General features: G+C 44.9%; 19 protein-coding genes. 4 read left to right on the forward strand and 15 right to left on the reverse strand.

Going from position 1 to position 26,351, the window contains the following annotated elements; all coding sequences use genetic code 11:
- Nucleotides 1–21: 21 nt before the first annotated feature.
- From AC1DOV_RS23815 to AC1DOV_RS23830, 4 genes are all read right to left on the reverse strand, one after another.
- Nucleotides 22–897, reverse strand: a complete 876-nt coding sequence (locus tag AC1DOV_RS23815) for a DUF72 domain-containing protein (RefSeq protein WP_477551244.1) — start codon at nt 895–897, stop codon at nt 22–24.
- Nucleotides 898–941: 44 nt separating this feature from the next.
- Nucleotides 942–2,555 (reverse strand): sensor domain-containing diguanylate cyclase, encoded by a 1,614-nt coding sequence (locus AC1DOV_RS23820; RefSeq protein WP_477551245.1) that lies wholly within the window; start codon nt 2,553–2,555, stop codon nt 942–944.
- 256 nt (nt 2,556–2,811) lie between these two features.
- Nucleotides 2,812–4,047: a 2,3-bisphosphoglycerate-independent phosphoglycerate mutase gene (gene apgM / locus AC1DOV_RS23825; RefSeq protein WP_477551246.1), complete on the reverse strand. Its 1,236-nt coding sequence runs from the start codon at nt 4,045–4,047 to the stop codon at nt 2,812–2,814.
- 21 nt (nt 4,048–4,068) lie between these two features.
- Nucleotides 4,069–5,556: an SLC13 family permease gene (locus tag AC1DOV_RS23830; RefSeq protein WP_441880811.1), complete on the reverse strand. Its 1,488-nt coding sequence runs from the start codon at nt 5,554–5,556 to the stop codon at nt 4,069–4,071.
- Between the two features lie 141 nt (nt 5,557–5,697).
- Here AC1DOV_RS23830 and AC1DOV_RS23835 point away from each other — a divergent pair, with 141 nt between their 5' ends.
- Together AC1DOV_RS23835 and AC1DOV_RS23840 are read left to right on the forward strand one after the other, a co-directional pair.
- On the forward strand, nt 5,698–6,588 hold the full coding sequence (locus AC1DOV_RS23835) for a LysR substrate-binding domain-containing protein (protein WP_475444362.1): 891 nt from the start codon (nt 5,698–5,700) through the stop codon (nt 6,586–6,588).
- 136 nt (nt 6,589–6,724) lie between these two features.
- Nucleotides 6,725–8,080, forward strand: a complete 1,356-nt coding sequence (locus AC1DOV_RS23840) for a dipeptidase (protein WP_477509916.1) — start codon at nt 6,725–6,727, stop codon at nt 8,078–8,080.
- A gap of 405 nt (nt 8,081–8,485) precedes the next feature.
- On the opposite strand, the gene AC1DOV_RS23845 is transcribed toward AC1DOV_RS23840, so the two are convergent.
- The 7 genes from AC1DOV_RS23845 to AC1DOV_RS23875 form a co-directional block, all read right to left on the reverse strand.
- Nucleotides 8,486–8,938 carry a disulfide oxidoreductase gene (locus AC1DOV_RS23845; protein ID WP_339205055.1) on the reverse strand — a complete coding sequence of 151 codons (453 nt, stop codon included), beginning with the start codon at nt 8,936–8,938 and terminating at the stop codon, nt 8,486–8,488.
- Nucleotides 8,939–10,428: 1,490 nt separating this feature from the next.
- Entirely contained in the window at nt 10,429–12,081 is a 1,653-nt protein-coding gene (locus AC1DOV_RS23850; RefSeq protein ID WP_339205056.1) for an extracellular solute-binding protein, read from the reverse strand.
- A gap of 72 nt (nt 12,082–12,153) precedes the next feature.
- The gene (locus AC1DOV_RS23855; protein WP_076267345.1) at nt 12,154–13,056 is read right to left on the reverse strand and encodes a carbohydrate ABC transporter permease; all 903 of its coding nucleotides are present in this window, start codon (nt 13,054–13,056) and stop codon (nt 12,154–12,156) included.
- Between the two features lie 43 nt (nt 13,057–13,099).
- Entirely contained in the window at nt 13,100–13,963 is an 864-nt protein-coding gene (locus AC1DOV_RS23860; protein WP_339209762.1) for an ABC transporter permease, read from the reverse strand.
- A gap of 126 nt (nt 13,964–14,089) precedes the next feature.
- Nucleotides 14,090–14,974 (reverse strand): carbohydrate ABC transporter permease, encoded by an 885-nt coding sequence (locus tag AC1DOV_RS23865; protein WP_441885103.1) that lies wholly within the window; start codon nt 14,972–14,974, stop codon nt 14,090–14,092.
- Nucleotides 14,975–15,029: 55 nt separating this feature from the next.
- On the reverse strand, nt 15,030–15,914 hold the full coding sequence (locus AC1DOV_RS23870; protein WP_441885101.1) for a carbohydrate ABC transporter permease: 885 nt from the start codon (nt 15,912–15,914) through the stop codon (nt 15,030–15,032).
- A gap of 82 nt (nt 15,915–15,996) precedes the next feature.
- Nucleotides 15,997–17,358 carry an ABC transporter substrate-binding protein gene (locus AC1DOV_RS23875; protein ID WP_441885099.1) on the reverse strand — a complete coding sequence of 454 codons (1,362 nt, stop codon included), beginning with the start codon at nt 17,356–17,358 and terminating at the stop codon, nt 15,997–15,999.
- 191 nt (nt 17,359–17,549) lie between these two features.
- Here AC1DOV_RS23875 and AC1DOV_RS23880 point away from each other — a divergent pair, with 191 nt between their 5' ends.
- Entirely contained in the window at nt 17,550–19,373 is a 1,824-nt protein-coding gene (locus AC1DOV_RS23880) for a sensor histidine kinase (RefSeq protein WP_441885097.1), read from the forward strand.
- Nucleotides 19,363–20,991, forward strand: coding sequence for a response regulator transcription factor (locus tag AC1DOV_RS23885; RefSeq protein ID WP_441885095.1), 1,629 nt, complete (start codon nt 19,363–19,365; stop codon nt 20,989–20,991). The genes AC1DOV_RS23880 and AC1DOV_RS23885 overlap by 11 nt, the downstream gene beginning before the upstream one ends.
- A 173-nt stretch (nt 20,992–21,164) precedes the next feature.
- Here AC1DOV_RS23885 and gucD read toward each other — a convergent pair whose 3' ends face one another.
- Genes gucD through AC1DOV_RS23905 form a run of 4 tightly spaced genes read right to left on the reverse strand, consistent with a single transcriptional unit; the run spans nt 21,165 to nt 26,339 of the window.
- Nucleotides 21,165–22,622 carry an alpha-ketoglutaric semialdehyde dehydrogenase GucD gene (gene gucD / locus AC1DOV_RS23890; protein WP_477551247.1) on the reverse strand — a complete coding sequence of 486 codons (1,458 nt, stop codon included), beginning with the start codon at nt 22,620–22,622 and terminating at the stop codon, nt 21,165–21,167.
- 33 nt (nt 22,623–22,655) lie between these two features.
- Nucleotides 22,656–23,588, reverse strand: a complete 933-nt coding sequence (locus AC1DOV_RS23895; RefSeq protein WP_477551248.1) for a hypothetical protein — start codon at nt 23,586–23,588, stop codon at nt 22,656–22,658.
- A gap of 49 nt (nt 23,589–23,637) precedes the next feature.
- Complete coding sequence (locus tag AC1DOV_RS23900; protein ID WP_477551249.1) at nt 23,638–25,359, reverse strand: dihydroxy-acid dehydratase; 1,722 nt, start codon at nt 25,357–25,359, stop codon at nt 23,638–23,640.
- A 2-nt stretch (nt 25,360–25,361) separates the two neighbouring features.
- Nucleotides 25,362–26,339 carry an aldose epimerase family protein gene (locus AC1DOV_RS23905; protein ID WP_477551250.1) on the reverse strand — a complete coding sequence of 326 codons (978 nt, stop codon included), beginning with the start codon at nt 26,337–26,339 and terminating at the stop codon, nt 25,362–25,364.
- Between the last annotated feature and the right edge of the window lie 12 nt (nt 26,340–26,351).

Raw genomic sequence — 26,351 nt, forward strand, 5'->3', positions numbered from 1 at the left:
TACTAAATTATATTCGTCAATCTAAAATAAATCCAACTGCTCGATAATCGGGGGCGGCGGCTCATTCGGACTTTCGCCGTTCGGGCGAGTCAGTCCCAGTATCTCCATCATCCGCTTCGCGTTGTCTGCTGCGTTCCCTCCGGAATTGTTGTTAAAAATGACGTAGATATGCTCGCTCTGCTGCTCCAGCAGCCGCAGCTTATTCGCCCAATCTTGCAGCTCTTCCTCGCTATAGCGATATAAATACCGAACTTCGCGCCAATTCGGTGCACTGGCTTGATTCCAGCCAGACACATTGCGTCCATGGAACCTGACAATAGTTGATTGTGCATTGGTTGCTGTGAGAACGATCGGTATGGAGCCTATTCCTGCCTGCGGCTCATCACAAACACTGTGCATCCACTGCTCCTGCCTCATGAAATCCAGCGTTTTCTCACAGTACTCCTGTGTAAACCAGCTTTGATGACGGAATTCCAGCGCGCAAGGAATGCCATTCATTCTTGCTTTCGTCTCCCGCAGAATTCGCACATTAGCTGCTGTACAATCAAACCACGGCGGATACTGGAACAAGGCTGCCGTCAATCGGCCTGTCTCCATTACAGGCTCCAGCATTTGCCGGAATGCACCGAACATTTCATTTGTCTCCGAAGCCGGCACAGTAGGCCCGCGCTGATGTCCGGTCATCCCTTGATAAGCTTTAACGACGAAGTGAAGGGATTCCGGCGTATCTGCCAGCCATTTGCTGAATCGCTCTTTAGATTGTATGGCATAAAAAGTGCTGTCTACCTCTACTACCGGAAAATGTTTTGCATATTGCCGCAGCTTGCTGCCCGCTTTGCTAACTGGAACATACAGCTGGTCATGATCGCCCCATCCTGCAAGGCCAATTGATATCATATCTTCACCCTCTTAAATACATTCATTCATGGCGTGCTCTTAATCTAATTATTTCTATTAATCGAATACAAATACTCACTTTTCACTTCCGCGATCATCGTCCGGTTTCTTCCCGTATTCTTAGCCTTATACAAGGCTTGATCTGCCAGTACAAACAGCTCATCCGCATTTCTTGATTGTGATGGAAAATGAGCAATGCCAAGTGAAATGGTAATCCTATGCTTTAAGTGATTCTCACTGTTTTCCATCGATTCCCGAATGCGTTCAGCAACCTCATAAGCATCATGCACATTAGTATAGGGCAGCAAAACAACAAACTCCTCGCCTCCATAGCGGCTGCATAAGTCTCCTGGCCTTATCGTAGCCATGACAATTTTCGACAAATGCTGAAGTACTCTGTCCCCTTCTTGATGTCCGTATGTATCATTAACCAGCTTGAATCGATCAATATCCAGTACGATGATGGAATAGTTTTTTTGCTCCTCTATCCATTGCTTCATCGTTTTTTCTAAGCTTCTTCGGTTGCTTAAGCCCGTTAATGCATCCGTCATTGCCGCCTGGGTTAGCTGATCCGTTCTCAATTGTATGCCATTCAAAGCAAGCACTACCGTTTTGGTTAGCACATCCGCTTCGCGATTCCAGTGCTGATCCATCGTAAGGACCTTTTGTTCCTTGTTCCCCATGTTGCCCACGATATTGGCAAGCATAACAAATGGCCTTGCTAGTCGGTGAGCAAACCAAATCGTAGCGAGCATTAATAGAATAAATGGTAAAAGCGAATAAAGCAAAATCTGTCGGATTTGGATATTAAGTTGTGCTTTAATCGTACTTATTTCGGAATATACTACAATTCCCCATTTATTTTCCGGCACATAGGAATACCCAGCCAATAAAGAAATCCCATCTGTTTTCGTAAGCTTATACCCGCTATTTCCTTGCATGAGCTGCTGAACAATCGGATACGAGCTAATATTTTTGCCAATTTGAATGATATTAGGATCGTAAAGAAGACTTCCATCAGAGCCTACAACATATAAGCTCGATCCGCTTTCATTAAGACCGTAATTTCCAAAAATCATGTTTAGGACATTATCTTTTTGCAAATAGATACTCCCGCCAATAAAACCGCGATAGATTCCTTTTTCGTCATATAAAGGCTCACTGATAAATACGATAAGCTGTTTCGTAGATGGGCTCATGAATGGTTTTGATATATATGGTTTTTTACCTTTAAATGCCTCAATCGCTGCATCCGTAACAATTTTCTCCCCTTTAGCCCCAATAGAAGAAGGAGAAATGTTCCTAATTGCACCTGATTCATCTACGACCATAATCGAGTTAAAATAGTTGCTGCTTTTACGGATGAGATCAAGATAGTCCGCATCTGCCGCATTAACCACTGAATAAAAAGAAGCAGCATTTTTGAGGCTGCTGCGCATGGATATAAAGAGAGAATCCATCGTTTGACTCATTTTAGAAGCGGTTGAAAGATTTAGAGTTAGCGTTGTTTCATATAATGATTGTTTCTTGTATTCATAAGATACGAAAAGCAATATCGATAACGTAAGTAGAACTGAAATCGATACTAAACCGATTAAAAGCGTAGCCAAACTGATTTTATTTTTCTTTTTCTCTGTAATTTTGCGCAGTATATACATACCACTCACCCCTTAACAAGTCCGAAATCTCAAAAAATTATAAGTTGCTATATTACGAATAGTTACCTCCTTATCGTTCTCAAGCCTAATATTACCATGTAGTGACAAAATCGTCTTTCATTTGTCAAATATCGACATCAACCCATTGAAAGAAAAAGAAAGCCACGTTTCGAAAACGTGGCCTGACCTTTATGATTAAATTATAACTGTCGCTTCGCCTTGCTTTTGTGAATAAGATTGATCTTCACATGCTACCCTAATTACCCTGCTTTTTCACTCGTCCAATTAATCCGTGCAATGTTTGAATAAACCCATGTCCAGTTAGACGCCCTAATCCCCCATACGCACAATCTAATTCATTATATTGTTTGGTTCGATCTATTCGAATACTAGGTCCATTGATTAAAATAGGCACGGGATCGCCGGTATGCTCACCGATTTCACAAGGGGTAGAATGATCAGCCGCCACAGCCAAATATACATCTTCAGATATTCCCTGCGCTATAATCCCTACCATTTGATCAAACAATTCAATCGCTTTTGCTTTGTCAAACGGCTTATTATCATGCCCCTTAACGTCGGGTGCTTTTAGATGCACTAATACAAAATCATTTTCAGAAATTTCTTCAAGTGCCAGCTTAGCTTTTAGTACAACGTCCGTATCCATATTTCCTGTCATTCTACTATCTGTTACCGATTTAAAGCCAGCCAATTTGGCAACGCCAAGTACGGTACTCTCTCCAGCAATACAGCTGCCCTTCATATGAAGAGCATCGGTTATGGGGTCAAGCTGAACCATCTGTCCAGCTCCACGCGTGAGAATAAAATTAGCTGCTAATTCCCCTTGCTTCATACGCTCTACATTAACAGGGTGATTGGATAAGATGACATGCGCTTTATGAAGAAATAAATTTAGAACCATCGCTGTTCGTTTGGACTCCGCCGAGGAATCAAGCGAGACTATAGTATGATATGGGCAGCCATCGTTTGGCGCTTTCGGATCTGAATCGCTGATTTGATCACTGAGCCCAGTTCCTCTTAATATAAGTACAGCACGATGCTCTGTAGCCGGTTTGAAATATATGCTCACTCCCATTATTTCTAACCCATTAATCGCGTCAGCAAGCTCTTCTGTTCCATTGCGTATCCGTCCTGCCCTGCGGTCAACGACAATCCCATTCTCATCCACTGCAGCAAAGTTGCACCTCAGCACGATATCGCCCGGAAGAACATCCATGTTAATTCCTAAAGCCTCAATTGGCCCGCGTCCCGGATAATGATGAGGCTGATAACCAAACAAAATTAGATGCCCCATATCGGTGCCTACTGGAATGCCAGGGCTAATCAAATCCATGATGCCTGTAACCCCCGTAGAAGCTAATCTATCTAGATTAGGTGTATCTGCATATTCCAATGGCGTTTTGTTTTCAAGCAAAGGATGTGGAAGATCCCCTATTCCATCTGCAATAGCTAAAATAACTTTTCTGTTCAATATGGCTCCCTCCTGCTCTCTCTATATTCCGATTACTTTAAACCAAGTAAAGATCGCCAAGCTAATTACGCATGCTCCGACAAAACAAGTAACTACCGCATATTTCACTTGATCCAACACCGAGAAGTATCCTGTTCCAAAATAGATCGTATTTACCTTCGAATGCGGCGGAAGTGTAATGGTATAAGTCATGGTCATAGCTGCTGCTAATGCGAGAGGCACAGGGTCCATGCCGAGCGTTTTCGCTAAAGCGATGAATGCTGGTATTAATATAGTGACCCTCACTGTTTTACTCGTAAATATAAGATGACTGTACATGCTAAGGAATACGACAACGACATATACCCAAACATGATTCATGCTTTCCAATCCGAGCGCAGCGACTACTTTTCCAATAATCCATTCTGCGCCGCCGGATTTATCCAATGCATTACCTACTGCATAAGCGCCTGCTGCAAAAATCATGAGCTCCCATTTGATGTTCGTTTCTTTCCAGGTCAACAAACCTACCCTTGGAAGCAAACAGAGAAGTGCTGCGAGTACTGCGGTCTGTTCCGTACTGAGTTCAAAGCCAAACCAAGCGTTATGGTAATCTCCTGTAGCCCATAATGCCACCGTAAGGAGGAATATCGTTACTGCCTTTTTCTCATCTAAAGAGAAGGAACCTAATTTTAACAACTCATTTTTTAACGTATCCCTCGCATGATCGAAGTGGGATTCACTTTTGATGGAGAAGAGCTTTAAACCAATGAAGAAAGTAATCATCATCGTAATAATTGCAGTTGGCATAGAGGCGAGAAGCCAATCCATATAACCAATATCTCCGCCCGCTTGTTCATTAATGAAACCAACAGCTATGATATTGCCAGAAGTAGCTGTCATAACACCCGAGGTAGCAAGCGCATCTGCTTGCACGCCTTGAAGCATCATTACTTTTCCAAGATTGCTCTCACCTGGCAGCGCTTTATACACCTCTAATAAAATCAAGCATATAGGCACCATGAGCGTAGCTCTTGCTGTAGTTGAAGGAACAAAAAAAGCTAAAATAAAATTAATGACGATTAATAAAAACAATGTCTTTTTTGGCGTTTTACCAAACTGCGTGACCATCCATAAGGATAAGCGTCTACCCAAATTTGATTTTATCATGGCCGAAGTGAGGATGAATGCGGAAACCATCAGCCAGATCACATCAAATCCTAACGTACCGAATGCCACTTCTTGATCTTCAACTGCTCCTACTAATGGAAGAAGCAAAATAGCGATGATAGATGTTAAGTAAATAGGCAGCGGAGTCGTAATCCATAAAATCAATGCTCCTGTAAATATTGCAATTGCTCTTTGAGCTTCTAAGCTCATGCCTTCCGGTGTAGGCATAAAGAACAAAAGCAGCCCCACAATAAGTGCAAGTGGAATACCAAATCTTTGCATCCCTTCTTCAAGACTCCCTTTTTTCTTCATAGGCGGCTTTTTAGTCTCATTTTCTACATCTCGCGAGACTTCACTCATCTTGCATCCTCCTCAAACTAATAATGTTACCGTTTTCATTTTATAAAACCAGAAAATATAATACAATTTGATTAACTTTGAATAACCATAACGTTTCGTTATAGATTATTTTTAAATGATAAGTCGAAAGGTGTCGTGGAAATGAATATCAATAAACTTCAGACCTTTATTACGCTAACAGAATGCTTAAACTTTACAGAAGCAGCGGAACTTCTCTACTGCTCACAACCATCGGTAAGCATGCAAATTCAAAGTATAGAAGAAGAGCTTGGCGTTCCTCTATTTGACCGAATTGGCAAAAAGCTTTATTTGACGAAACAGGGAGAAAATTTTAAGCCATACGCAGAGCAAATTATTAACCTGCTTCATACAGCCAAAGACCATATTAAGCAGCTGGAAGACTTATCATACGGAACTTTATCGTTTGGTGCGAGCAATTTTGTAGGCGTTTATTTGCTTCCTATGATCCTTAGAGGTTATACCAAAAAATTTCCGCAGATTAAAATAAACATGAACATTACAGCTTCAAATCACCTTGTTCATATGTTGGAATCCAACAAAGTAGAGTTTTTAATTATTTCTGATCGTATTGAAATCGATGAATCCCGGTTTCAACGTAAAACCTTTTACGAGGATGAGCTTGTCTTAATTGTGAACCCCTTGCACCCGCTTGCTCATAAACAAGAGTGCACACTCGAAGATTTGGTCAACGAAACGTTAATTATTAAACCCGATAAATCAGCAACACGCATTTACTTAGAGAAAAAATTTGCTGAGTACGGGCTTGAGTTTCCTACACAAATGGAAATTAGCAATTTAGAAGGAATTAAACAAGGGGTTATTCATGAGCTTGGGGTATCTATTGTTTCTAGCTTTGCTATTCAACAGGAGATCAAAAGCGGCTTATTGGTGAAGGTGAACATTAAAGGAGTAAAATTCAATAGAGGAATTAGTTATGTCTATCATAGGAATAAGCATCTTTCCCCTGCGGCCAAACAATTTATTTCTTTGCTGGATACTAATTATTTATAAACGCAGATATCGGATTGCTTTCCACTATTTCTGCAGATTGCTGCCCGCAATACACGAATTAAATTTTGCAGCTGTTTTACTTATTCACTTGTAGACGTATACTTAGTCTATACCAAATGTAAGGAGCAACTATCCAATGAGCTATGAATCCTATTTTCAGAACCTAAGAGAACAACATTTGGATGAGCTGAAGCAGTTTTTGACGATCCCGAGTATTTCAGCTTTATCCACTCATAAAAACAACATGAACGAAGCAGCCAAATGGGTTGCAGCCAAATTAGAGAAGGCTGGTCTTGAGAATGTGGAGATCCATCCTACAGCTGGGCATCCCATCGTGTACGCCGAGCATATCCATGCACCAGGCAAACCGACAGTACTTATCTATGGCCATTATGACGTGCAGCCTGTAGATCCGCTTAACCTTTGGGAGACTCCTCCTTTTGAGCCAACCATCCGCGATGGCAAATTATATGCTCGTGGTGCAACCGATGATAAAGGCCAGCTTTTCCTGCATGTAAAGGCGGTTGAGGCGCTTCTGAACCAAGAAAATGCGCTTCCAGTCAACGTCAAGTTTTGTATTGAAGGCGAGGAAGAAATTTCAAGCCCTAATCTGCCGACCTTTATGGAGACGAATGCAGATAAGCTGAAGGCTGACGTCATTGTCATCTCAGATACATCGCTTCTTGAAAAAGGAAAACCTGCTATTTCTACTGGGCTGCGCGGACTGTGCTCCCTTGAAGTAACGATACTTACTGCCAATACCGATCTGCATTCGGGTTCATTCGGCGGCGGTGTTCCGAACGCCCTTCACGCCATGATTTCCTTGCTGAGCTCATTGCATGATGATCAAGGCAGAGTTTCAATCGAAGGTTTCTATGAAGGTGTGCCAGAGCTTTCCGCTGCTATGCGTGAAGAGTTCCTAAAGCAAAATCATAATGAAGAAGAATTAAGAAAAAATCTCGAACTTGACGCCTTATACGGGGAAGAAGGATATTCCTTTGTTGAGCGAACAGGTGCAAGGCCAACTCTTGAACTAAATGGCGTTTATGGCGGGTTTCAAGGCGAAGGTTCGAAAACGGTCATTCCAAAAGAAGCTCACGCCAAAATCACTTGTCGTCTAGTTGGCGATCAGGACCCGGCTCAAATACTAGAGCGTATTGTAACTCATCTGGAATCGCATGTTCAGTCCGGTGCAAAGCTAATTATAAAACGCGGCGAAAAAGCTCGTGCCTTCGACATGGACCCATCAAATCCAATGCTCCAAAAGGCAGCCGATGCTTACGAAAAAGTATATGGCACTCGCGCGCTCTTCACGAAGGATGGCGGCTCGATTCCAATTGTCGAGACATTCTCCCGTGTATTAGGCGCTCCTGTCGTCATGATGGGCTTCGGACTTCCAGACGAAAATCTGCATGCTCCTAATGAGCATTTCAACCTTGAGAACTTTGACAAGGGACTTCTGACGATTGTTGAGTTTTTGAAACAACTTTAAGCCGAGGCATAAACGGAGCTGTTCTAGGCGTAGATTGATCTACGCTTGGAACAGCTCCTGCTTTTTTTCTGATGGAGCTTGGGCAGAACGATGTTCTCCCCTTATCATCCGTATAGCTAACGAACCTAGTAGGTCTTAATTAAACCATTTGTTATGAATTAAAATTGTAACGAATACCAGAATCTTTATTTTGAGAAAATTGACTCATGACACCCTATAAATCAGCCTATAGTGTTAATACGGTTCGTTAAAATGAAAGAAAAGTAGTTTTCATCATAATAAGCATAATACAGTTCGTTAGAGAAATGATCCTGCGACGATATGCGCTTAGCTTTATAAACAATGGCAATAAAGGCAGCTGTGCACTCAATTTTTTTGAGCTGCTCAGCTGCCTTTTCCATGAAATTATGACTGTTTATTAAGCTTCTTCAAGCGAAGCAGCGCCGTCAAAATGATCAAAAACGCCACGAGAGCCAGCATTGGAATGGTAATAAATCCAAACCAGTTCAAATAGTCTCCCTGACAAGAAACGGGGCCGCATGCGGCAAGCGGAGAATCATGCGGCAGCTTTTGCAGCACCGTATGATAAAGCGAGAAGCCCCCACCAATTACAACTAAAGGCAGTGCGTACGATACGATGCCTTCATCTCCCTTAGAGTAGGCTATGCCTAGTATGAGTGCCAATGGATACATGAATATTCGCTGGAACCAGCATAAGCTGCATGGTGCAAAATGCATAACCTCACTCAAATACAAGCTTCCCGCCGTCGCCAAAACTGCTGTAGCCCAAGCCACAAACAACCAAAATGATTTTTTCTTAGCCAAATCCTCTTCCACATCATTCGCCTCGGCTTCCATAGGTTATATTACTTTTTTTCTATCTCCTATTCTCCCTCGATAGGGAGGGTAAAAACATGACTCGAAAGGGCTATTGCATGTGAATTATATTTGTGAATTGTAAGCATCAATGCGTGCTTACAGCTTCTTTTCGGTGTCGGCGAACGTGCGAACCATTGCTGTAAGAACCTATGTGTGCTTACAGCTGCAAAGTAACCTCAGTTTGTCCGGTGTAAGAACGTATACGTGCTTACAGCTTCATTTCGGCGTCGGCGAACGTGCAAACCACTGCTGTAAGAACCTGTGTGTGCTTACAGCCACAAAGTAACCTCAGTTTGTCCGCTGTAAGAACATATACGTGCTTACAGCTTCTTTTCGGCGTCGGCGAACGTGCGAACCACTGCTGTAAGAACCTATGTGTGCTTACAGTCACAAAGTAACCTCAGTTTGTCCGCTGTAAGAACGTATACGTGCTTACAGCTTCTTTTCGGCGTTGGCGAACATGCAATCCACTGCTGTAAGAACCTATTTGCGCTTACAGCTGCAAAGTAACCTCAGTTTGCCCGGTGTAAGAACGTATACGTGCTTACAGCTTCATTTCGGCGTAGGCGAACGTGCGAACCATTGCTGTAAGAACCTATTTGCGCTTACAGCTGCAAAGTAACCTCAGTTTGTCCGGTGTAAGAACGTATACGTGCTTACTGCTTCTTTTCGGCGTAGGCGAACGTGCGAGCCACTGCTGTAAGAACCTATTTGTGCTTACAGCCACAAAGTAACCTCAGTTTGTCCGCTGTAAGAACGTATGCGTGCTTTCAGCTTCTTTTCGGCGTTAGCGAACGTGCGAAACACTGCTGTAAGAACCTATTTGTGCTTACAGTCACAAAGTAACCTTAGTTTGTCTAGTTTAAGAACGTATGCGTGCTTACAGCTTCATTCCGGCGTAGGCGAACGTGCGAAACACTGCTATAGGAACCTATTTGCGCATACAGCTGCAAAGTAACCTTAGTTTGTCCGGTGTAAGAACGTATGCGTGCTTACAGCTTCATTCCGGCGTCGGCGAACGTGCAAACCACTGCTGTAAGAACCTATTTGCGCTTACAGTCACAAAGTAACCTCAGTTTGTCCGCTGTAAGAACATATACGTGCTTACAGCTTCTTTTCGGCGTCGGCGAACGTGCGAAACACTGCTGTAAGAACCTATTTGCGCTTACAGCTGCAAAGTAACCTCAGTTTGTCCGGTGTAAGACCGTATACGTGCTTACAGCTTCTTTTCGGCGTTGGCGAACGTGCGAAACACTGCTATAGGAACCTATGTGTGCTTACAGTCACAAAGTAACCTCAGTTTGTCCGGTGTAAGAACGTATACGTGCTTACAGCTTCATTTCGGTGGAGGCGAACGTGTGAAATACTGTTGTAGAAACCCATTCGTTCTTACAACAACAAAAAGAAGGCCGCTCCTAGGTAGAATCCTACCTAGGAGCAGCCCACCGGAGCACGCTCATTTACAACAATTACTTGCCGTTAATCAAAGCAAGGTTTTCTTGCCATCTTGCAGTACGATACTCGTTAACTTTATCGAAGCCAAGCGAGGTTGTTGTCTTTTTCGCTTCCTCGATCAAGCTAAGCACCTCTGCATCGCTTTTCGCGAACAGAATTTTACCGAAATACTCGTTAGCTGTTTCCGTCACTTGCTGATTAATGATTCCTTCATCCGTCTCAGGAGCCGGATCGATGTTATTGAATTGCGTCATATTCATCGATGTTTTCCATGCAATGTTAAGCTGTGCCAACGAACCCCAGTTGCGTTGTTCTTCCGGCAGCGTTTGCTCGATCTTTTGCTTGCTCGTATCTACAAAGGTTGCGTTTCCTGCCCATACATAGGCTTCCAGCTTATCTTTGTCCTTCTCTTCTTGCGGCGTGCTGAACCATTTGTCGTTCGGTATCGGTGCGCCATCCGCATCAAATTCATCCCAGTACAAGCCTTTTGGCCCGAAGAACATGATACGAGTGCCTTCCTCGCCCGTCATCCAATCCAAATACGCAAAAATACCTTCTGGATTTTTAGCGCTTGTTGTAATGACGTTAACGTTCCAACCTAGTGCGTTATAACCGTTTGGATAAATTTTGTTTTTATCCAATCCTGATTTAGCAATTGGCCAAATAAATTCATAACCTGCATTTGGATCTTTTGCCTTTAATGCGTTATGGCCTTCGCGTCCCACATTAGTCGCATTACCGCCAACAAATACAGCTACTCTGCCCGTTGCAAGCTTCTCTTTTACCTGATCATCCTTTTGAGTCATTGCATCCTGTGTCATAAGGCCTTCTCTAAATAACTTGCTTGCGAACAGCATCGTTTCTTTCCAAGCTTCGTTGTTGTAAATCGTATCAAACTTATCCCCATTAGGATATGCTTTCATCGAGTGGAACGCACCGTTTGCACCCTCCTGGAAGCTAGGGAACATTACCTCAACACCCGAGCCATTTCCGCCTACCTCTAATGGAATCACGTCCGGATATTTATCTTTGACCTGCTTTAAGTAAGCATACAAATCATCGATTGTTTCAAGCTTCGGTGAGCCAAGGTCTGCGTAAATTTTCTTGTTCACAAACCAGCCGCCGTTGCCCGTAGGCGCTGCTGTATACCAGTTCGGGAATTGATAGATTTTGCCGTCGCTCGAGCGGAGCATGTTTAGCGTCTCTTCGCCTGCCCATTTCTTCAGGTTCGGATATTTGTCGATATAATCATCCAGCGGAACAAGTGCTCCCGCAGCTCTCAATCGTTCTACTTCAGGTCCCCGGTCCATCATAATTGCACCCGGAAGCTCCTTCGACGCAATCATCGTGCTCAACTTTTGCGCTGCAGCGCCGCCGGATTGAATAGGCTCTACGGTTACTTTTAGATTATCTTGTACCCATTTACTATTCGGATTAGCACCCCACGGCTCCGTAGTCCACCAATCATAATGAACATAATAAGAAAAGTTAACCGGTGTTTCTCCCAAAACAAATCCATTGCTAGTCTCTGTTTTATTCGTGCCTTCCTTACCTGTATTGCCCGAATTGCTTGATTTTCCACCGTCGTTACTGGAGCAGCCAGCTAGAAGCACAGTACCGGCAAGACCAGCGGTCATAAGCACAGTTAACAGCTTTTTTCCTTTCATGTTCGTAAACCTCCCAATTTTTAATATATATACTCATACCCTTCACCGAAGCGCTAAGGTCGAATACCCACATTACTCCTTTAAGGAGCCGATCATAACGCCTTTTACGAAAAAACGCTGTACGAACGGATACACCAAAACGATAGGAATCGTCGCTACCATCATCGTAGCCATCGTTAAGGATTTGCTCGTCACACTCTGCATTCTGCTTAACGCATCTGAGGCAGCACCGCTTCCTTGTGAAGCGATCGAGAGCTGCTCGCTCATCGTGTTGGAGTTCATAATTTGCTGCAGTAAAGTTTGAATCGGATATAGCTTAGCGTCATTAATAAAAATCGTAGCTGTAAACCAGTCATTCCAGTGATAGACAGCTGTAAATAGTGAAAGCGTTGCCAAAACAGGGCCAGATAAAGGCAAAACGATTTTGAAAAAGATCCCAAACGTACTGGCTCCATCGATCTTCGCAGATTCCTCTAGTCCATCAGGCAGCCCCATAAAAAAGGTACGGAATATAATCATATTCCACACGCTTACCGCTGTCGGAATGACCATAACCCAGAACGTATCCATTAAGCCAAGCTCGCGGTTCAGCAGGTAAAAGGGAATAAGTCCCCCGCTGAAATACATCGTAATAATCGCAAAGATCATATAATACTTTTTGCCGATAACGCCTTTAACGGACAAGCCATAAGCGAAGATGGCCGTTAAGAAAATAGAGATCAACGTCCCGACAACGGTACGGGACACCGAGATTAGGAACGCATCAATAATCCGGTTATTTTGAAATACGATTCTATAATTATCAATCGTGAACACCCTTGGCCATAACGTTATTCCGCCTTTTGCCGTGTCCAGCCCTTCGTTAAAGGAGATCACCGCGGAGTTCCAGAACGGGTACAGCGTAGCGAGTCCAAGTAGCACTAGTAAAATATAAATCCAAACCTGCAATACTTTATCGCTGCTGCTCAGCTTCACTAGGCTTCACCACTTTTCTGAATATTAATATAAGTTCGCTGTATTACCATAGGCTTGAACCTGCTCTCCTAGCCATGTAGTTTGCCATCGTCAGCAAGCCTACACTTATAATCGCTTTAAACAGACCAACTGCCGCCGCATACGAGAAGCGGTTATTAATAATGCCTACCCGGTAAGCATACGTATCGATGACGTCCGCCACGTCTCGGAGCATTGCACTCCTGCCGAGCAAGAGCAAATCATCAAACCCTGCATTCAATAAGCTTCCGATGTTCAGAATTAGAAAAATAATAATAACAGGAGTAATTGATGGAAGCGTTATCAAAAATATTTGTTTGAATTTGTTGGCACCATCAATAGAAGCCGCTTCATACAAGCTGGGATTCACGCCTGCGATAGCTGCTAGATAAACAATCGTTGCAAATCCGATTTCCTTCCACAAATTCGTCGTCACGATAATTCCCCAGAAATATTCGGGCAACGACAAGAAATTAATCGGCTTATCAATGAGCCCAAGCGCTTGCAGTGAAATATTTAAGCTGCCGTTATCCACGGACAAAATGGAGATCGTAAAACCAGACACGATAACCCATGATAAGAAGTGAGGCAAATAACTGATCGTTTGAATGATTCTTTTGAAAGCCATATTTCTTACTTCGTTTAACATCAGGGCAAGCAGAATCGGAGCCGGAAAGTTAATGACCAGCTTAAGCAAACTGATCACAATCGTATTCCGAATGACTCTATAAAAATCCGGCGAGTTAAAAAACATTTCGAAATGTTTAAAACCCGCCCATGTGCTGCCAAAAAAACCTTTAAATAAGCTGTAGTCCTGAAATGCCATCAAGACACCGTACATCGGAAAATAATTAAAAACGAGTATAAAGATCAGTGCTGGAAATATCATGAGCTGTACTTGCCATTGCGCCAGAAACCGCCGCCACAGCGGTTTCTCTCTTCGCGAGCTCTTTACTGCTGCATTTGCCGTAACAGGTGTTTGCACGCTACCTCAGCCTCCTTATACTCTCCTTATTTAACCCTTAACTGCACCAGCCGTAATTCCGCGTGACATTTGCTCTGTAAACAATAAATAGATAATAACTGTCGGCAAAGCGATGATGGTCATTACCGCGAACTGTGCGCCATAATTGGATGAGTACTGACCGGTAAACTTCATAATGGAAAATGGCAGCGTCTTGAAGGTTTCGGATGTTAGAAATGTATTGGCCATAATGAATTCATTCCACCAGCTGATGAAGTTCATAATACAAACCGTCGCAATGGCAGGTTTCGTCATCGGCATAATAATTCGGAAAATAACGCCATAGACCGAACAGCCGTCCATAACCGCCGACTCCTCTATGCTCTTCGGAATGGTTTCAAGAAAACCCGAAATAATGAGCAAGCTTATTGGCAGCGAAAAAGCAATGTAAGGAAGGATCAAGGACAACGGGTTGTCAATGAGATTCAGCTTGTCGAACAAAATAAAGTTCGGCAGCAAGGTCGCATGAATCGGTACGATCATACCGAGCATAATGAACGCCATCGCAGGACCGCGCAGCTTCCATTCCATCCGAGTGAACGCATAGCCGAGCATAAGCGCTAGAAAAGCAGCAACCAAGATCGTTACAGTCGTAATAAAAACACTGTTTAATAGAAACTTTGGAACGCTCCCGTAATTGAATGCATTCACATAGTTATTCCATTCAAATGTTTTGGGCCATTTTAATATGCCGCTGCCAAAAAAATCTCCGCTCTTCAGAAAGGAATAATTGATGAGCCAAATGAGCGGAAAAATTTGCAGAAGCGCTACGACCCATAAAACGAGATGAAGAATGACCTTTAATGCGGGCGATGCGGCGTCCTTCTTCTTGCCGTTTTTCGCTTGGCGATTGGTCTTAGCTGCAAGAGCTTCCACGGGCATGCCTCCTAAAATAATTCATATACCAAATGTGCATATACAAGGGTGAGTATTAAAACTCACCAACATCTTTTTTGAACGCTTTGTTCATCGCTACCGTAATAATGAGACAAATGATAACGAACACAACGGATATTGCGTTTCCATAGCCGTACAGCGACGAGGAAAACGCCGTTTTATAAAGGTAATTACCAATAAATTGTGTCGTATTGGCAGGTCCTCCGTTCGTCATGAGGAATACGGTTTCCATCTGCTTCAAGCAAGCCGTAACCGCGATGACGACTGCAACTCGAACCATTGGCGAGAGAAGTGGAATGATAACACGCGTATACAGCTTCACTCTTCCAGCTCCATCAAGCTCTGCCGCCTCATAAAGATCCTTTGGTATGCCTTGAAGTCCGGCGTAATAAAGCAGAAGCGCATAACCAAAGCCTTGCCACATGACCACAACGATAATGCACCAAATGGCAATATTTGAATCGCCCAGCCAATCCTGTTTCCAGGTGCTTAGACCAACGCCTTCAAGCAATTTATTTAACATCCCAAAGTTCGGATGAAATACGCTTACCCACATTTTCGAAGTAACAACGATTGAAATCACTGCTGGTATAAAAAAGATAGCCCGAAACCATTTCTCTAGCTTTCCTGCATGCATCACAAATATGGAGAACAAAAGCGCAATCGGGTGTTGAATCAGAAGCGTAGCTGCAAGCAGCAGTAGGGCATTAAGCAATGAACGCCAAAAAACGCTGTCATGAAACAAAATCTTTTGGTAATTCTCGAGTCCAACGAACTCGTAAGCACCGATTCCTGTCCAATTCGTCGTACCGTAATATGCACTCATAATGATAGGAAAGCAAACCATGAAGAGAAACAGCATAAAACCCGGTGCGACTAGCCAAAAAATGGTGATGCGATTGCTCATCAGTTTGTGCATGGTTCTCCCCGCTCTCTCTTTGGTAGAAGGCGGGGCAGACCGAATGAATTCGGCTGCCCCATCAGCTAACTAGCTCATTTGTTTACTTCAGAACACCGACAGCTGCGTCCATTTCTGTTAAGAACTGCTCAGGTGTAATTTGTTTTCCAAACAGCTTTTGGTGAGCTTCCATTACTTTTGTCTTGAATTCATCCGTACCGTTATCATGTACCGGTGTACCGCTGGAAGAAGTCATTGCGCTGAAAATGCCAACCAATTGTTTTTGAAGCGCTGTTTCGTTGCCAGTCAGGAATTGATCAAACTTCTGAGCTGGAGTGCCTGATCCTGTTTGCCATACTTGCTTCGCCCAGTTCTCAGGCTTGAAGAAATATTGCAAGAAAGCGACTGCTGCTTCAGGGTGCTTCGATGTTTTCGATACGGAGTAACCGCCGCCATACCATGCAGCTACATCTGTTGCTTTACCTTTATCAGAAGCCGGGTAAGAGATCGCTCCTACGTTATTGCGGAAATCTTCAGGGAAGTTCTCGTCTGTTGCAAGACCTGCTTCCCAGTTACCCATCACGAACATTGCCGCTTGGCCTTGCCCGAACAAGTTGCGGGAAGTGCCGTAATCTGCTGTCATGAATCCATCTGCAAGTGCTTTGTTCTCTGCCAGTGCAGCGATGTCTTGTGCTGCTGCAAGGAAGTCAGCGTCGCCTGAGAATTTAGCTTCACCCTTCAATACCGCATCCATTTTGTCAAAATTGCCTGTGTGGCGCTGTGCTGCATACTCAAACCAGATTGGCAGTGACCAGCCTTCCATTGCGTTTGTTGCAAGCGGGTTAATGCCTTTTGCTCTCAGCTGCTTGGATACTTCAAGCAATTCTGCCGTTGTTGTTGGAACCGTTAAGTTATTGTCGTCAAAAATTTTCTTGTTATAGTAGATAACCAAGAAATCTGTACCACGCGGCAATCCGTATAGTTTGCCATCTTGGGAGAATCCATCTTTTGCACCTGGTACAAAGTTGCTGCTCTCAAAATCTGCTTCATTTAACTCAAGCAGCATGTTGTTGTCGATCAAAGGTTTAATAAAAGAAGTTTGGCCCCACGCCTGGATAATGTCAGGTACTGCATCTGTTGATGCATATACTTTAATTTTCGCTTTGTAAGGCTCATCTTGAAGCGCTTCTACTTCTATTTTCACATTTGGATTTTCTGCCATATAACTATCAATGATTGCTTGCTCGATTTTACCTGCTCCATTAGAGCGGTCAGCCAGCGCTGTGAAAAACTTAAGTGTTACCTGCTCCGGCTCCTTCTCTTTCGGCGCCTCCGTTTCTTTTGCTGCATTAGTTGGACTATTCGTCGCTTCGCTGCTTCCGTTTTTCCCATTATTGCCGGAGCTGCACGCTGCTACTGTAAAAACCATCATTATTGCTACTAGCGAAATCCATATTTTTCTCATCGCTACCCCACCTTTTTTTATTTGAGCAGGCGTTCCCTGTTCTGTCCCCATTATATCGTGTTATATCTGCGACAAAATATGAGCCAAATTTAAGAATAGATGCCTCATTTTTTGGATCATTCCCAAAATCAGCCTAACTGGATTTATTTCTTGGTATACTGAAGTCACAAATCTGAATGCTACAGGTGAACATGATGCGATCCTTTTTTACTCCCTTTCGACATATTACGCTGCAACGGAAACTGCTAACCTTAGTCATTCCCCTTCTGATTGCAACCGTTGGGATTACCGGGCTGTATTCTTATTACATTGCCTCGGGAGAAGTGGTAGATAAGCTTCATCAATCTCAAATGAACATGGCGATCAAGACAAAGGATCAACTCGACTATTTTGCCAAAAACACGTTAAGCTTCTCTAATTACTTGTTTCTAAATCCGACCGTTCAAAGCATGGTTATGAATGGCGACACGCAGCAGCGCCGTGATCAAGTGTTCAAAAATTTGCTGCCGCTTATGGTTACCGGTGAAACGATCCAATCGCTAGTGCTTTATCCCTCTACGAAGGATGATGTGCCCGCTCAGCCGTTTGCGATTACACAGACCGGTATTGCAAGCGCTATCAGCCTTGAGCGTTTTATGAAAACACGTTACTATGAGAGGCTCGCTAATACAGAATCAGGACAAATTTGGGATATGTTTTACCCTTCGGATGGCATTCTGCTTGGTGACACCCATCATAAGATCGTTTTAGTGAAGCCGTACAAAAACTTTTACAACTATGTTCGAAGCGGCCTTTTAATTATAGGGATGGACGCAGATAAGCTAAGCAAATCCTTATATCATGACGATGAGGAAGCTACACAGTTTGTAATGAATGATCAAGGCACCATACTCGCCTCAACTGATTTGCGCATGATTGGCAAACCGATAACAATGCTGCCTGTATTCGATCAGATGGATACAGCTGCCATCGAACCTGCAGAAGGATTAGCGCTGCTTAAGGAAAACGAACATTATATCGTTTCAGATTCCTTATCGGATATTACCGGCTGGCGAACTGTCGTTATCCAAGATCGCAGCAAGCTGGTGCTCGAATTGAAGCATATCGGCTCCGTCACCTTCTCGATCATGGCGATCGTAACGCTCATCACGATTATTGTCTCTTGGGTCATTGCCCGCATTATTACGAATCCGATGAAAAAGCTGATGTTCTCCATGAGGGCTCTCCAAACGGGGGATTTTACGCAGAGGGTACACTTCAACGGCAACGATGAGATCGGCAGACTCGGCCATTTGTACAATACGATGGTTGGACGAATTAAAACCTTAATTGATGACGTATATGCTTCGCGACTGAAGCAGAAGGAAGCCGAGCTGAAGGCGCTGCAATCGCAAATTAATCCACATTTTCTATACAACACTTTAAATATGATAAACTGGAGCGCCGTGCAGAAGGGGGATAAAGAAATATCCGAGATGGTCCTCTCACTCTCCCAAGTGTTCCGACTAAGCCTGAATAGCGGCAACGATTTTGTAGAGCTGAAGCACGAGATCGAGCTGGTACGAAACTATTTATTTTTGCAAAAGAAACGATTTACGACGAGGTTTAATTTTGAGATTGATTTGGAGCCCTCAATTGAGCACTTTCGTATGCCTAAGCTGCTCCTGCAGCCGCTCGTCGAGAATGCGATTATCCATGCCATCGAGCCCTCAGGCGGAAATGGACATATTCACATCAAGGCTTATACAGAGGACTCTCTTATTATTCTAGAAGTCACCGATAACGGACCTGGCATGCCGGAGAAACAGGTATACCTTCTTAATCAACCAACCGTAGAGGAGCCAATGCGCAACTTGCAAACGGATGACGCTCACTCTGGGATGGCACTGGCTAACATCAAGGAAAGGCTCGCTTTATTTTATGAACAGGCCGAATTCGAGATCGTAAGCAAGGAAGGCTTAGGCACGAGGGTGCAACTGCGAATTAAACAAGGAGGCAATGGAAATGGTGCTTAAAATGATCGTTGCAGAGGATGAGCAATCGTTCCGAGAAGGCATTCTTACACTTGTCGACTGGAAGCTGTATGGCATTGAGATTGCCGGAGAAGCGGAGAATGGCAAACAGGCTTTGGAAATGATTCATAACAATCCCCCTGATTTGCTGCTGACCGATATCCGTATGCCTTTTCTAAACGGTCTTGACCTTATTCGTGAAGCCAAAGCAGCCGGCCATGAATTTCATTCTGTGCTGCTGACCGGCTACAATGAGTTTGAATATGCCAAGGAAGCGATCAAGCTTGGTGTTTCCGACTACCTCTTAAAGCCTTGTATGCCGCATGATATTATTCGTGTAATTATGGACTTAAAGCGAAAAATTGAACAATCCGAAAATGAAGATAAAGCTTTAAATGCCCTTAACCGCAGCTGGAATCGCAACCTTCATCTGCTGAAAAATCAGATTTTATCGCAATGGGTTCAGCACCCGCTCATGCCTCTGGAGGATCGATCCAGCGTAATGAGTGAAGTGGACATGACGCTCTCGTGCGGACCCATTCAAGTCGGTCTGATCCGCATTGACTCCAACAAGGCGCAGAACGTCACCGCATCCAAACGTGATTTAGAGCTTATACGTTATGCGCTGCTGAATATTGCAGGTGAAACCCTTCGGCCGTTATACGATGGCAAGCTTGAGGTGTTTCGCCATGGCGACGAGATGTTATGGATCGGAAATTATCCAGAAAACACGACCAACGAGGCGATTGAAGGTGCTATGAAGGAGCTCCAGCTTAATCTTGAAGCTTATCTGAAGCTCTCGATCAGCATATCAATCAGCTCTGCAGCTGCTTCGGTTGATTATGCGCATATCGGTTACCAGCAAGCGATTGAAGCGATGGAAGCCAGATTCTATCAAGGAAGAGGCGGCATATTTTTTCATGCCGAGACTGGTAAGCAAACCGCTGCCAAAAGCTCCATTCTAGACGATGCCTATTTGCATCGACTCGAGAAAGACCTGCTTCTCGCCTTGCAGAACGAGCATTATGAGCAGGCAGTTGATGCCATTGAAGCGAGCATGTCTCATATTCGGAACAATTCGAGCTATTCCAAAGCTGAGGTTCATCTGCGCTCCACAAGTCTTATTCTAGAGCTGCAAAAATTCGCCCAAGAGCGCAAAGTTGCCTCTATCGAATGGCAGGACAGCTTCGTGAACTGGATCGAGCAAATCCCTAACATGGAGACGCTTGATGACTGCTCCGTCGTCCTGCAAAAAATCGTGCAAAGCATCGTCGAGGCTGTATCGAACCAGAAGTCACTTCATCGTACCGTACATGCTACCATTGAGCTAATTAAGCAAAAGTACAATACAAATCTCACACTAGAGCTTGCTGCCAAGGAAACCTTCGTCAGCAATTCCTATTTAAGCTCGCTGTTCAAGCAAGAGCTTGGCGTTAACTTTCTTGATTATTTGCATCAATATCGCGTAGAGCAATCGAAGGAGCTGCTGCGCCAAAGCTATAAAATTTATGCGGTTTCCAAGCTGGTCGGCTATCAAGAGGAACGTCACTTTAGCTCAACTTTTAAGAAGTGGACCGGGCTTACGCCTCGGCAATATCAAAAAAACTACAATGCGGGTTGATTCAAGCCGTGTGCCGCATAACAAAAAAACTACGACGGCAAGAGGCCACTGAAAATCTTAAGGATTAAAGTTAATACATTCTCCTCTACTATCGATTTCAAGCTGTGAAAGTTAAGTTAAAAAGTCCCAGTGAGCTCTTGCCTCACTGGGACTTACTTGTTTTCCTATTTACATTAAGCTTTCAAAAAAACGGTTTTAATTGAGGTGAAAAATTCGATTGCCGCTTGCCCCTGCTCTCTCGAATGCGAGCTGGATTGCTTCATTCCGCCAAATGGTGCCTGCAGCTCTACACCTGCCGTTTCCGCATTTATACGTACCAAGCCTGCATCCATATCAGAGATAAAGGTCAGAATATGGCTAATATTTTGTGTATAAATAGAGGCACTCAGTCCATATTCCACGTCATTGGCCAGCGCTAACGCTTCCTTCAAGTCCACAAAAGGTATGAGCGCCAGTACCGGACCAAAAATTTCCTCCTTGGCTATCGTCATATCCACGGTTACCTTTTCGAAGACGGTCGGTTGCACGTAATAGCCATTCGACAATTCCTCATCCTCCGGTATGCTTCCGCCATAGAGGAGGCTAGCCCCTTCCGCGATTCCCTTATTAATGTAGGAAAGAACGGTATTACGCTGCTTTTCATTGGCACAAGGCCCCATCCATGTGGTGGAATCCTTCCCATTTCCCAGCTTCAATTGTTTGACTTGATCCAGCAGCTTCGCCCGGAACGCTTCATAAATCGAGGCTTGCACGAGGACCCTGCTCGTAGCCGTACATTTTTGTCCCGTGGATTTCAAACCGCCGCTAATCGCTGCTTCTACGGCAAGATCGAGGTTAGCATCTTCAGCGACGATAAGCGGATTTTTCCCGCCCATCTCCAATTGATACTTGGCTCCACGCGAAAGAGCCGCTTGGCCAATCTGCTTCCCTACTTTATTGGAACCCGTAAAGGTAATACCTTGAATATTGGAATGATTGGCAATACCGCCTCCAATTAGAGCACCGTCACCTGTGACCATATTGACAACGCCAGACGGAAAGCCTGCTTCCTCAAAGCATGCAAGCAGCTTTGCTGCCGTAATCGACGTTTCAATGGCTGGCTTTATGACAATCGTATTGCCATAAATAAGCGCCGGCGCCATTTTCCATATCGGGATCGCAACCGGAAAATTCCACGGCGTTATGACACCTACGACACCTAGAGGCACTCGAGTTGTGAACATGATCGCCTCATGATCAGTTGAAGGAATAACGTCACCTGTCTTCCGCATGCCTTCCCCGGCATAATAACGAAGAATGGCAACTCCACGAGCCGTTTCACCTTTACATTCCGCAAGGGTCTTGCCCATCTCGCGCATCATGGTTTCAGCTATCTCTTCCAGTCTTGCCTCTAGATGGTTAGCAGCCTTGAACAAATATTCGCCCCGGGCCGCTCCCGAAAGCCTGCGCCATGCTTCTTTGGCACGATTAGCGGCGCTCACCGCAAGCTCAAGATCCGCTTCGTTGGAATCTTGTACATATCCGACGATCTCAGACGAATTCGCAGGATTAATGCTTTCCGTCAACCTTCCGGTTGCGGATACGCTCCATTTTCCATCAATAAAATTCAAATAAGTCTGCTCTATAGTCATTTCTCTATTCACTCCATCCCTTGGGTTATCGCTTTAGCTCACTGAAGGAATTCCCAACCCCTCGGCAAAACTGTCGGATTGAATGGCAGACGAATGATACCTGTCGAGAACTTGAATGCCCAAATGAGCTCTGCGCACTTTCTCCCTGCACTGGGCGATGGCCAGCTCCTTGTTATGAATCCCCGCCGGATACACGCTAACAGCATTCCGAAGCCCGAATTTCAGATAAACCGGTGAAGCGATTCTTACAATTTCCGGAATTTCATAGTTGCGGATAAAACCGCCCAAATCATCCGGCGACTCAATATAGAGATCAATCGGAGCATCAACCACGGTTCGAATCGATGACAGCTGTGGAAGTGTAATATCGCCAGGCAAATTCAAAGTAGTGCCGCCAAGCTCCGTAAAAATCCGAGCATTTACCGGGTTGGTCGGACTCATCAGCGCTGAAATCTTAACGACCAAATTGGCTGGCAGCTGTCCCTTGATTTTCGCTTGATTGATCAGCCATAATAAGCCTTCATCCGCCACAAGAACGCTTCGAATGCCTAATTCAGCCGCACGAAATATTTCTTCCAATCCATAGAGCAGCTGATCCATTCCTGCATGCCGCCCGCCAAGCAGCTTTCCGCTGCTGCTAAGAGACATCGCTCCGATATCAAAGCTCATGCGAGGCCCAACGAAGAGGCATACCTCCATCCCTTCCGCCATGCCCATTTGTACCATATCGCTAATTTCGGAATCACTTAACAGCATAATTCCGCTGCCCTGAGAGACGCGGTTGACCGTTAGTCCAAATTGCTTGGCTTCTGCAATCACGCTCTCCATTATTGCAGGACCCTCTACCGAAGGGATTTCCACACGGTAATGGGCTCCATCTTCAAATCTTTTAGCACTTGTCGCGAGCTGATACTGCTCTTTGTCCGGCAGGCCCAGACTAGCCGCAAAGGCTTGAGCTTTGTTCATCGTTGTTTCCCCCTCGAAGCATTCCATGTATGTGAATGACTAACTCCCACTAGCCTCTTCCGACGATTGGTTCTATAAAGCTAACTTCCTCTTTGGAATTTGGACGCAAAAAATCAAGGTCGCAGCCTTCGTCGGCTTGCAATACATGATCCGCATGCAGCTTCATAAACCCTCGCTTATGCGTACGAACAGGCGACCAATCACGCAGACGCTCACGTATTTCCACATCCGTCAGCTCTACGCTAATCGTACCGTGATCCAGATCGACCACAATCCAGTCCCCGCTTCGAATGGCAGCGATAGGCCCTCCAAGCTGGGCTTCCGGTGAAACATGCAAAATATTCGTTCCGAAGCTAGTTCCGCTCATTCGGGCGTCGCTGATTCGTACCATATCCCGAATTCCCTGCTTTAGCAGCTTCTTCGGAATCGGTAGCGCTCCCCATTCGGGCATCCCTGCTCCCACCGGTCCGCAGTTTCGCAGCACTAACACCGAGGTTCCATCAACCTCCAGCTGTTCGCTATCTATGGTTTCATTCATCTCTTCATAGCTATCGAATACAATCGCTTGGCCTCTATGTTGATGATTAATTAAGGAACTAGCTGCTCGTTTCAGAATAGCTCCCGAAGGCGCCAAATTACCTGTTAGTACAGCAATGCCCGCTTCCACTTTATAAGGTTCGGCCAGAGAATAAATAACATCATCCCGGTAAGCGGGATAATCGCGATAACATTCTTCAAGCGTTGTTCCAAGCGCGCTCAGACAGGTCGCATCGAGCTGGGGCAGCAGCCTTCTGATCACAGCGCCAAGTCCGCCTGCTTCAAAAAAGTCATCCATACTGTGCTCTCCACTTGGTTGAAGATTGACCAAAAGCGGAATTTCACTTGATCTTTCTTCATATCTCTTTAAGGGGATATGGATCCCGAGCCGCCCTGCAATCGCAGTTAAGTGGATAACGGCATTGGTAGAGCCGCCAAGCGCTGCAAGCAGCTTGATGGCATTATCAAATGCAGCTTCCGTCATTAGACGAGCCGGAGTCAATTCTTCCCTAACCATCGCAACAATTCGTTTGCCCGTTTCTTCGGCCGCCCATTTACGGCTGGCATGCGTGGCCGGAATCGTGGAAGTGCCCGGCAGCATCATGCCGAGAATCTCCGATAGGCATTTCATGGTAGAGGAGGTACCCATGACGGGACATCCTCCCTGCGTGCATGAAATGCATTTCTCCAGCTCGTTCCATTCCTCGTCTGTCAGAAGGCCCGCATTGTAATCATCCATCAGCTTCCAAAGATCCGTCCCATAATTCACTTTCTTCCCGCGAAAGGAACCTGATGCCCGGTGTCCGGCAGCAAGCTGCAGCGAAGGAATATTGCTGCTGGCTGCACCCATAAGCTGGGCGGGTGTTGTCTTATCGCATTCGCAAAGCAGCACTGCACCGTCAATTGGCAATGCCCGAATGGACTCCTCAACGTCCATCGCCATCAAATTGCGATAAGGCAGATCCGAAGGCTTCATAAAATCAGCAGGCGTCGTGATCGTATGCATCTCAAGCGGGTATCCTCCGGCAAGCAGCACTCCACGTTTGACAAATTCGACTAATTCTTTATGGGGCGCATTACAGCTATTCAAATCACTCCATGAGTTGAAGATGCCAATAATCGGCTTGCCTACAAATGATTCGGGAACATGCCCATTAGCCCTCATGGCCGACAGATGCTGGAATCGCGTTTCCTTTGACGGGTGTTTAAACCATCGGTCACTGCGCAAAGACATGCTCAAATCACCTCTTCAATCCGAATTCGTGTTGTTGTTGTCACTTGCTCGCCAGGCTGAAGAACACGGAAGCCCGTCAGCTTCTGCGGAAGCTGCAAGTTTGGTGCATTCGTTATCCATGTATAAGGCTCTGGGCACAAATAACCCTGCCGTGCATCATGGTTGTAGACCACCCAATGCTTAAATTGCTCGTCCGCGCTGTACACAACGCGAATGCCGGAATTCAGATCGGTCAGCACCGCTTCATTGGCTCCCGTTCCCGCTGTCTGAAACGCATCGTCCAGCGCGTGCTCGACTAAGCTTTTTCCCTCGCGCAGCTCCTCCAAATAAGGAATATCTACTAGTTCGCCGGTTGGCAAGAAGCGTTCGTCCAGCAACCACTGCTTATCCGCATTCAGAGAAAATCGGCACTGGGCCAGATCCCCTGAGGGATCAAACGGATAATTAAACGTCGTATGGTAGCCGAGTCCCCAAGGAAATGGCGCGGCATCCCGGCTGCTGATTGTCGCTTTAATCGTGAGCGTTGCCCGCTCCAAGATGTAACTCATTTGAACACTAAATGAATGTGGAAACCGAGCTAAAATCGCTTCATGCTCATCGGAATGAATGATCGTCTCCAGTACGATCCTCTCTCCCTCTGCCTCTGCCCGTAAAATCTTCCATGGCGCATCAAATAATAAGCCATGGGTATGATTGTGTTCAGCAGCATCATTAATATCAAACTGATAGTCCCTGCCATTAAATGCAAACTTGCCATCCGCAATGCGATTGGGAGGAAAGAGGATCGGCAGGCCATACAAGATAGGATCTGCCTTGTACGATTCCTGATTTTCTGGAAATCGCAGCAATTCAAGATCTTTATTTTTTAATCGCAAAGACAATAGGTTACTTCCCCAAGCCGGTACCAGCGTGAACGCCAGCTCCTCATTCTGTACCCTTATTGCCGTTTCCCCGTAAAGCTCAAACTGTTCGATAGCCAATTCTGCCTGCCC

This window comes from Paenibacillus sp. 01T47 (assembly GCF_056398245.1).

Bases quoted from the DNA above. Each gene is read 5' to 3' on its own strand.
- AC1DOV_RS23900 (WP_477551249.1), bottom strand. From the start codon at position 25,359: ATGTCTTTGCGCAGTGACCGATGGTTTAAACACCCGTCAAAGGAAACG.
- AC1DOV_RS23875 (WP_441885099.1), bottom strand. From the start codon at position 17,358: ATGAGAAAAATATGGATTTCGCTAGTAGCAATAATGATGGTTTTTACA.
- AC1DOV_RS23830 (WP_441880811.1), bottom strand. From the start codon at position 5,556: ATGAGTGAAGTCTCGCGAGATGTAGAAAATGAGACTAAAAAGCCGCCT.
- AC1DOV_RS23835 (WP_475444362.1), top strand. From the start codon at position 5,698: ATGAATATCAATAAACTTCAGACCTTTATTACGCTAACAGAATGCTTA.
- AC1DOV_RS23845 (WP_339205055.1), bottom strand. From the start codon at position 8,938: ATGGAAGCCGAGGCGAATGATGTGGAAGAGGATTTGGCTAAGAAAAAA.
- AC1DOV_RS23840 (WP_477509916.1), top strand. From the start codon at position 6,725: ATGAGCTATGAATCCTATTTTCAGAACCTAAGAGAACAACATTTGGAT.
- AC1DOV_RS23885 (WP_441885095.1), top strand. From the start codon at position 19,363: ATGGTGCTTAAAATGATCGTTGCAGAGGATGAGCAATCGTTCCGAGAA.
- AC1DOV_RS23820 (WP_477551245.1), bottom strand. From the start codon at position 2,555: ATGTATATACTGCGCAAAATTACAGAGAAAAAGAAAAATAAAATCAGT.
- AC1DOV_RS23815 (WP_477551244.1), bottom strand. From the start codon at position 897: ATGATATCAATTGGCCTTGCAGGATGGGGCGATCATGACCAGCTGTAT.
- AC1DOV_RS23860 (WP_339209762.1), bottom strand. From the start codon at position 13,963: ATGATATTTCCAGCACTGATCTTTATACTCGTTTTTAATTATTTTCCG.
- AC1DOV_RS23870 (WP_441885101.1), bottom strand. From the start codon at position 15,914: ATGCACAAACTGATGAGCAATCGCATCACCATTTTTTGGCTAGTCGCA.
- AC1DOV_RS23880 (WP_441885097.1), top strand. From the start codon at position 17,550: ATGATGCGATCCTTTTTTACTCCCTTTCGACATATTACGCTGCAACGG.
- AC1DOV_RS23850 (WP_339205056.1), bottom strand. From the start codon at position 12,081: ATGAAAGGAAAAAAGCTGTTAACTGTGCTTATGACCGCTGGTCTTGCC.
- gucD (WP_477551247.1), bottom strand. From the start codon at position 22,622: ATGACTATAGAGCAGACTTATTTGAATTTTATTGATGGAAAATGGAGC.
- AC1DOV_RS23895 (WP_477551248.1), bottom strand. From the start codon at position 23,588: ATGAACAAAGCTCAAGCCTTTGCGGCTAGTCTGGGCCTGCCGGACAAA.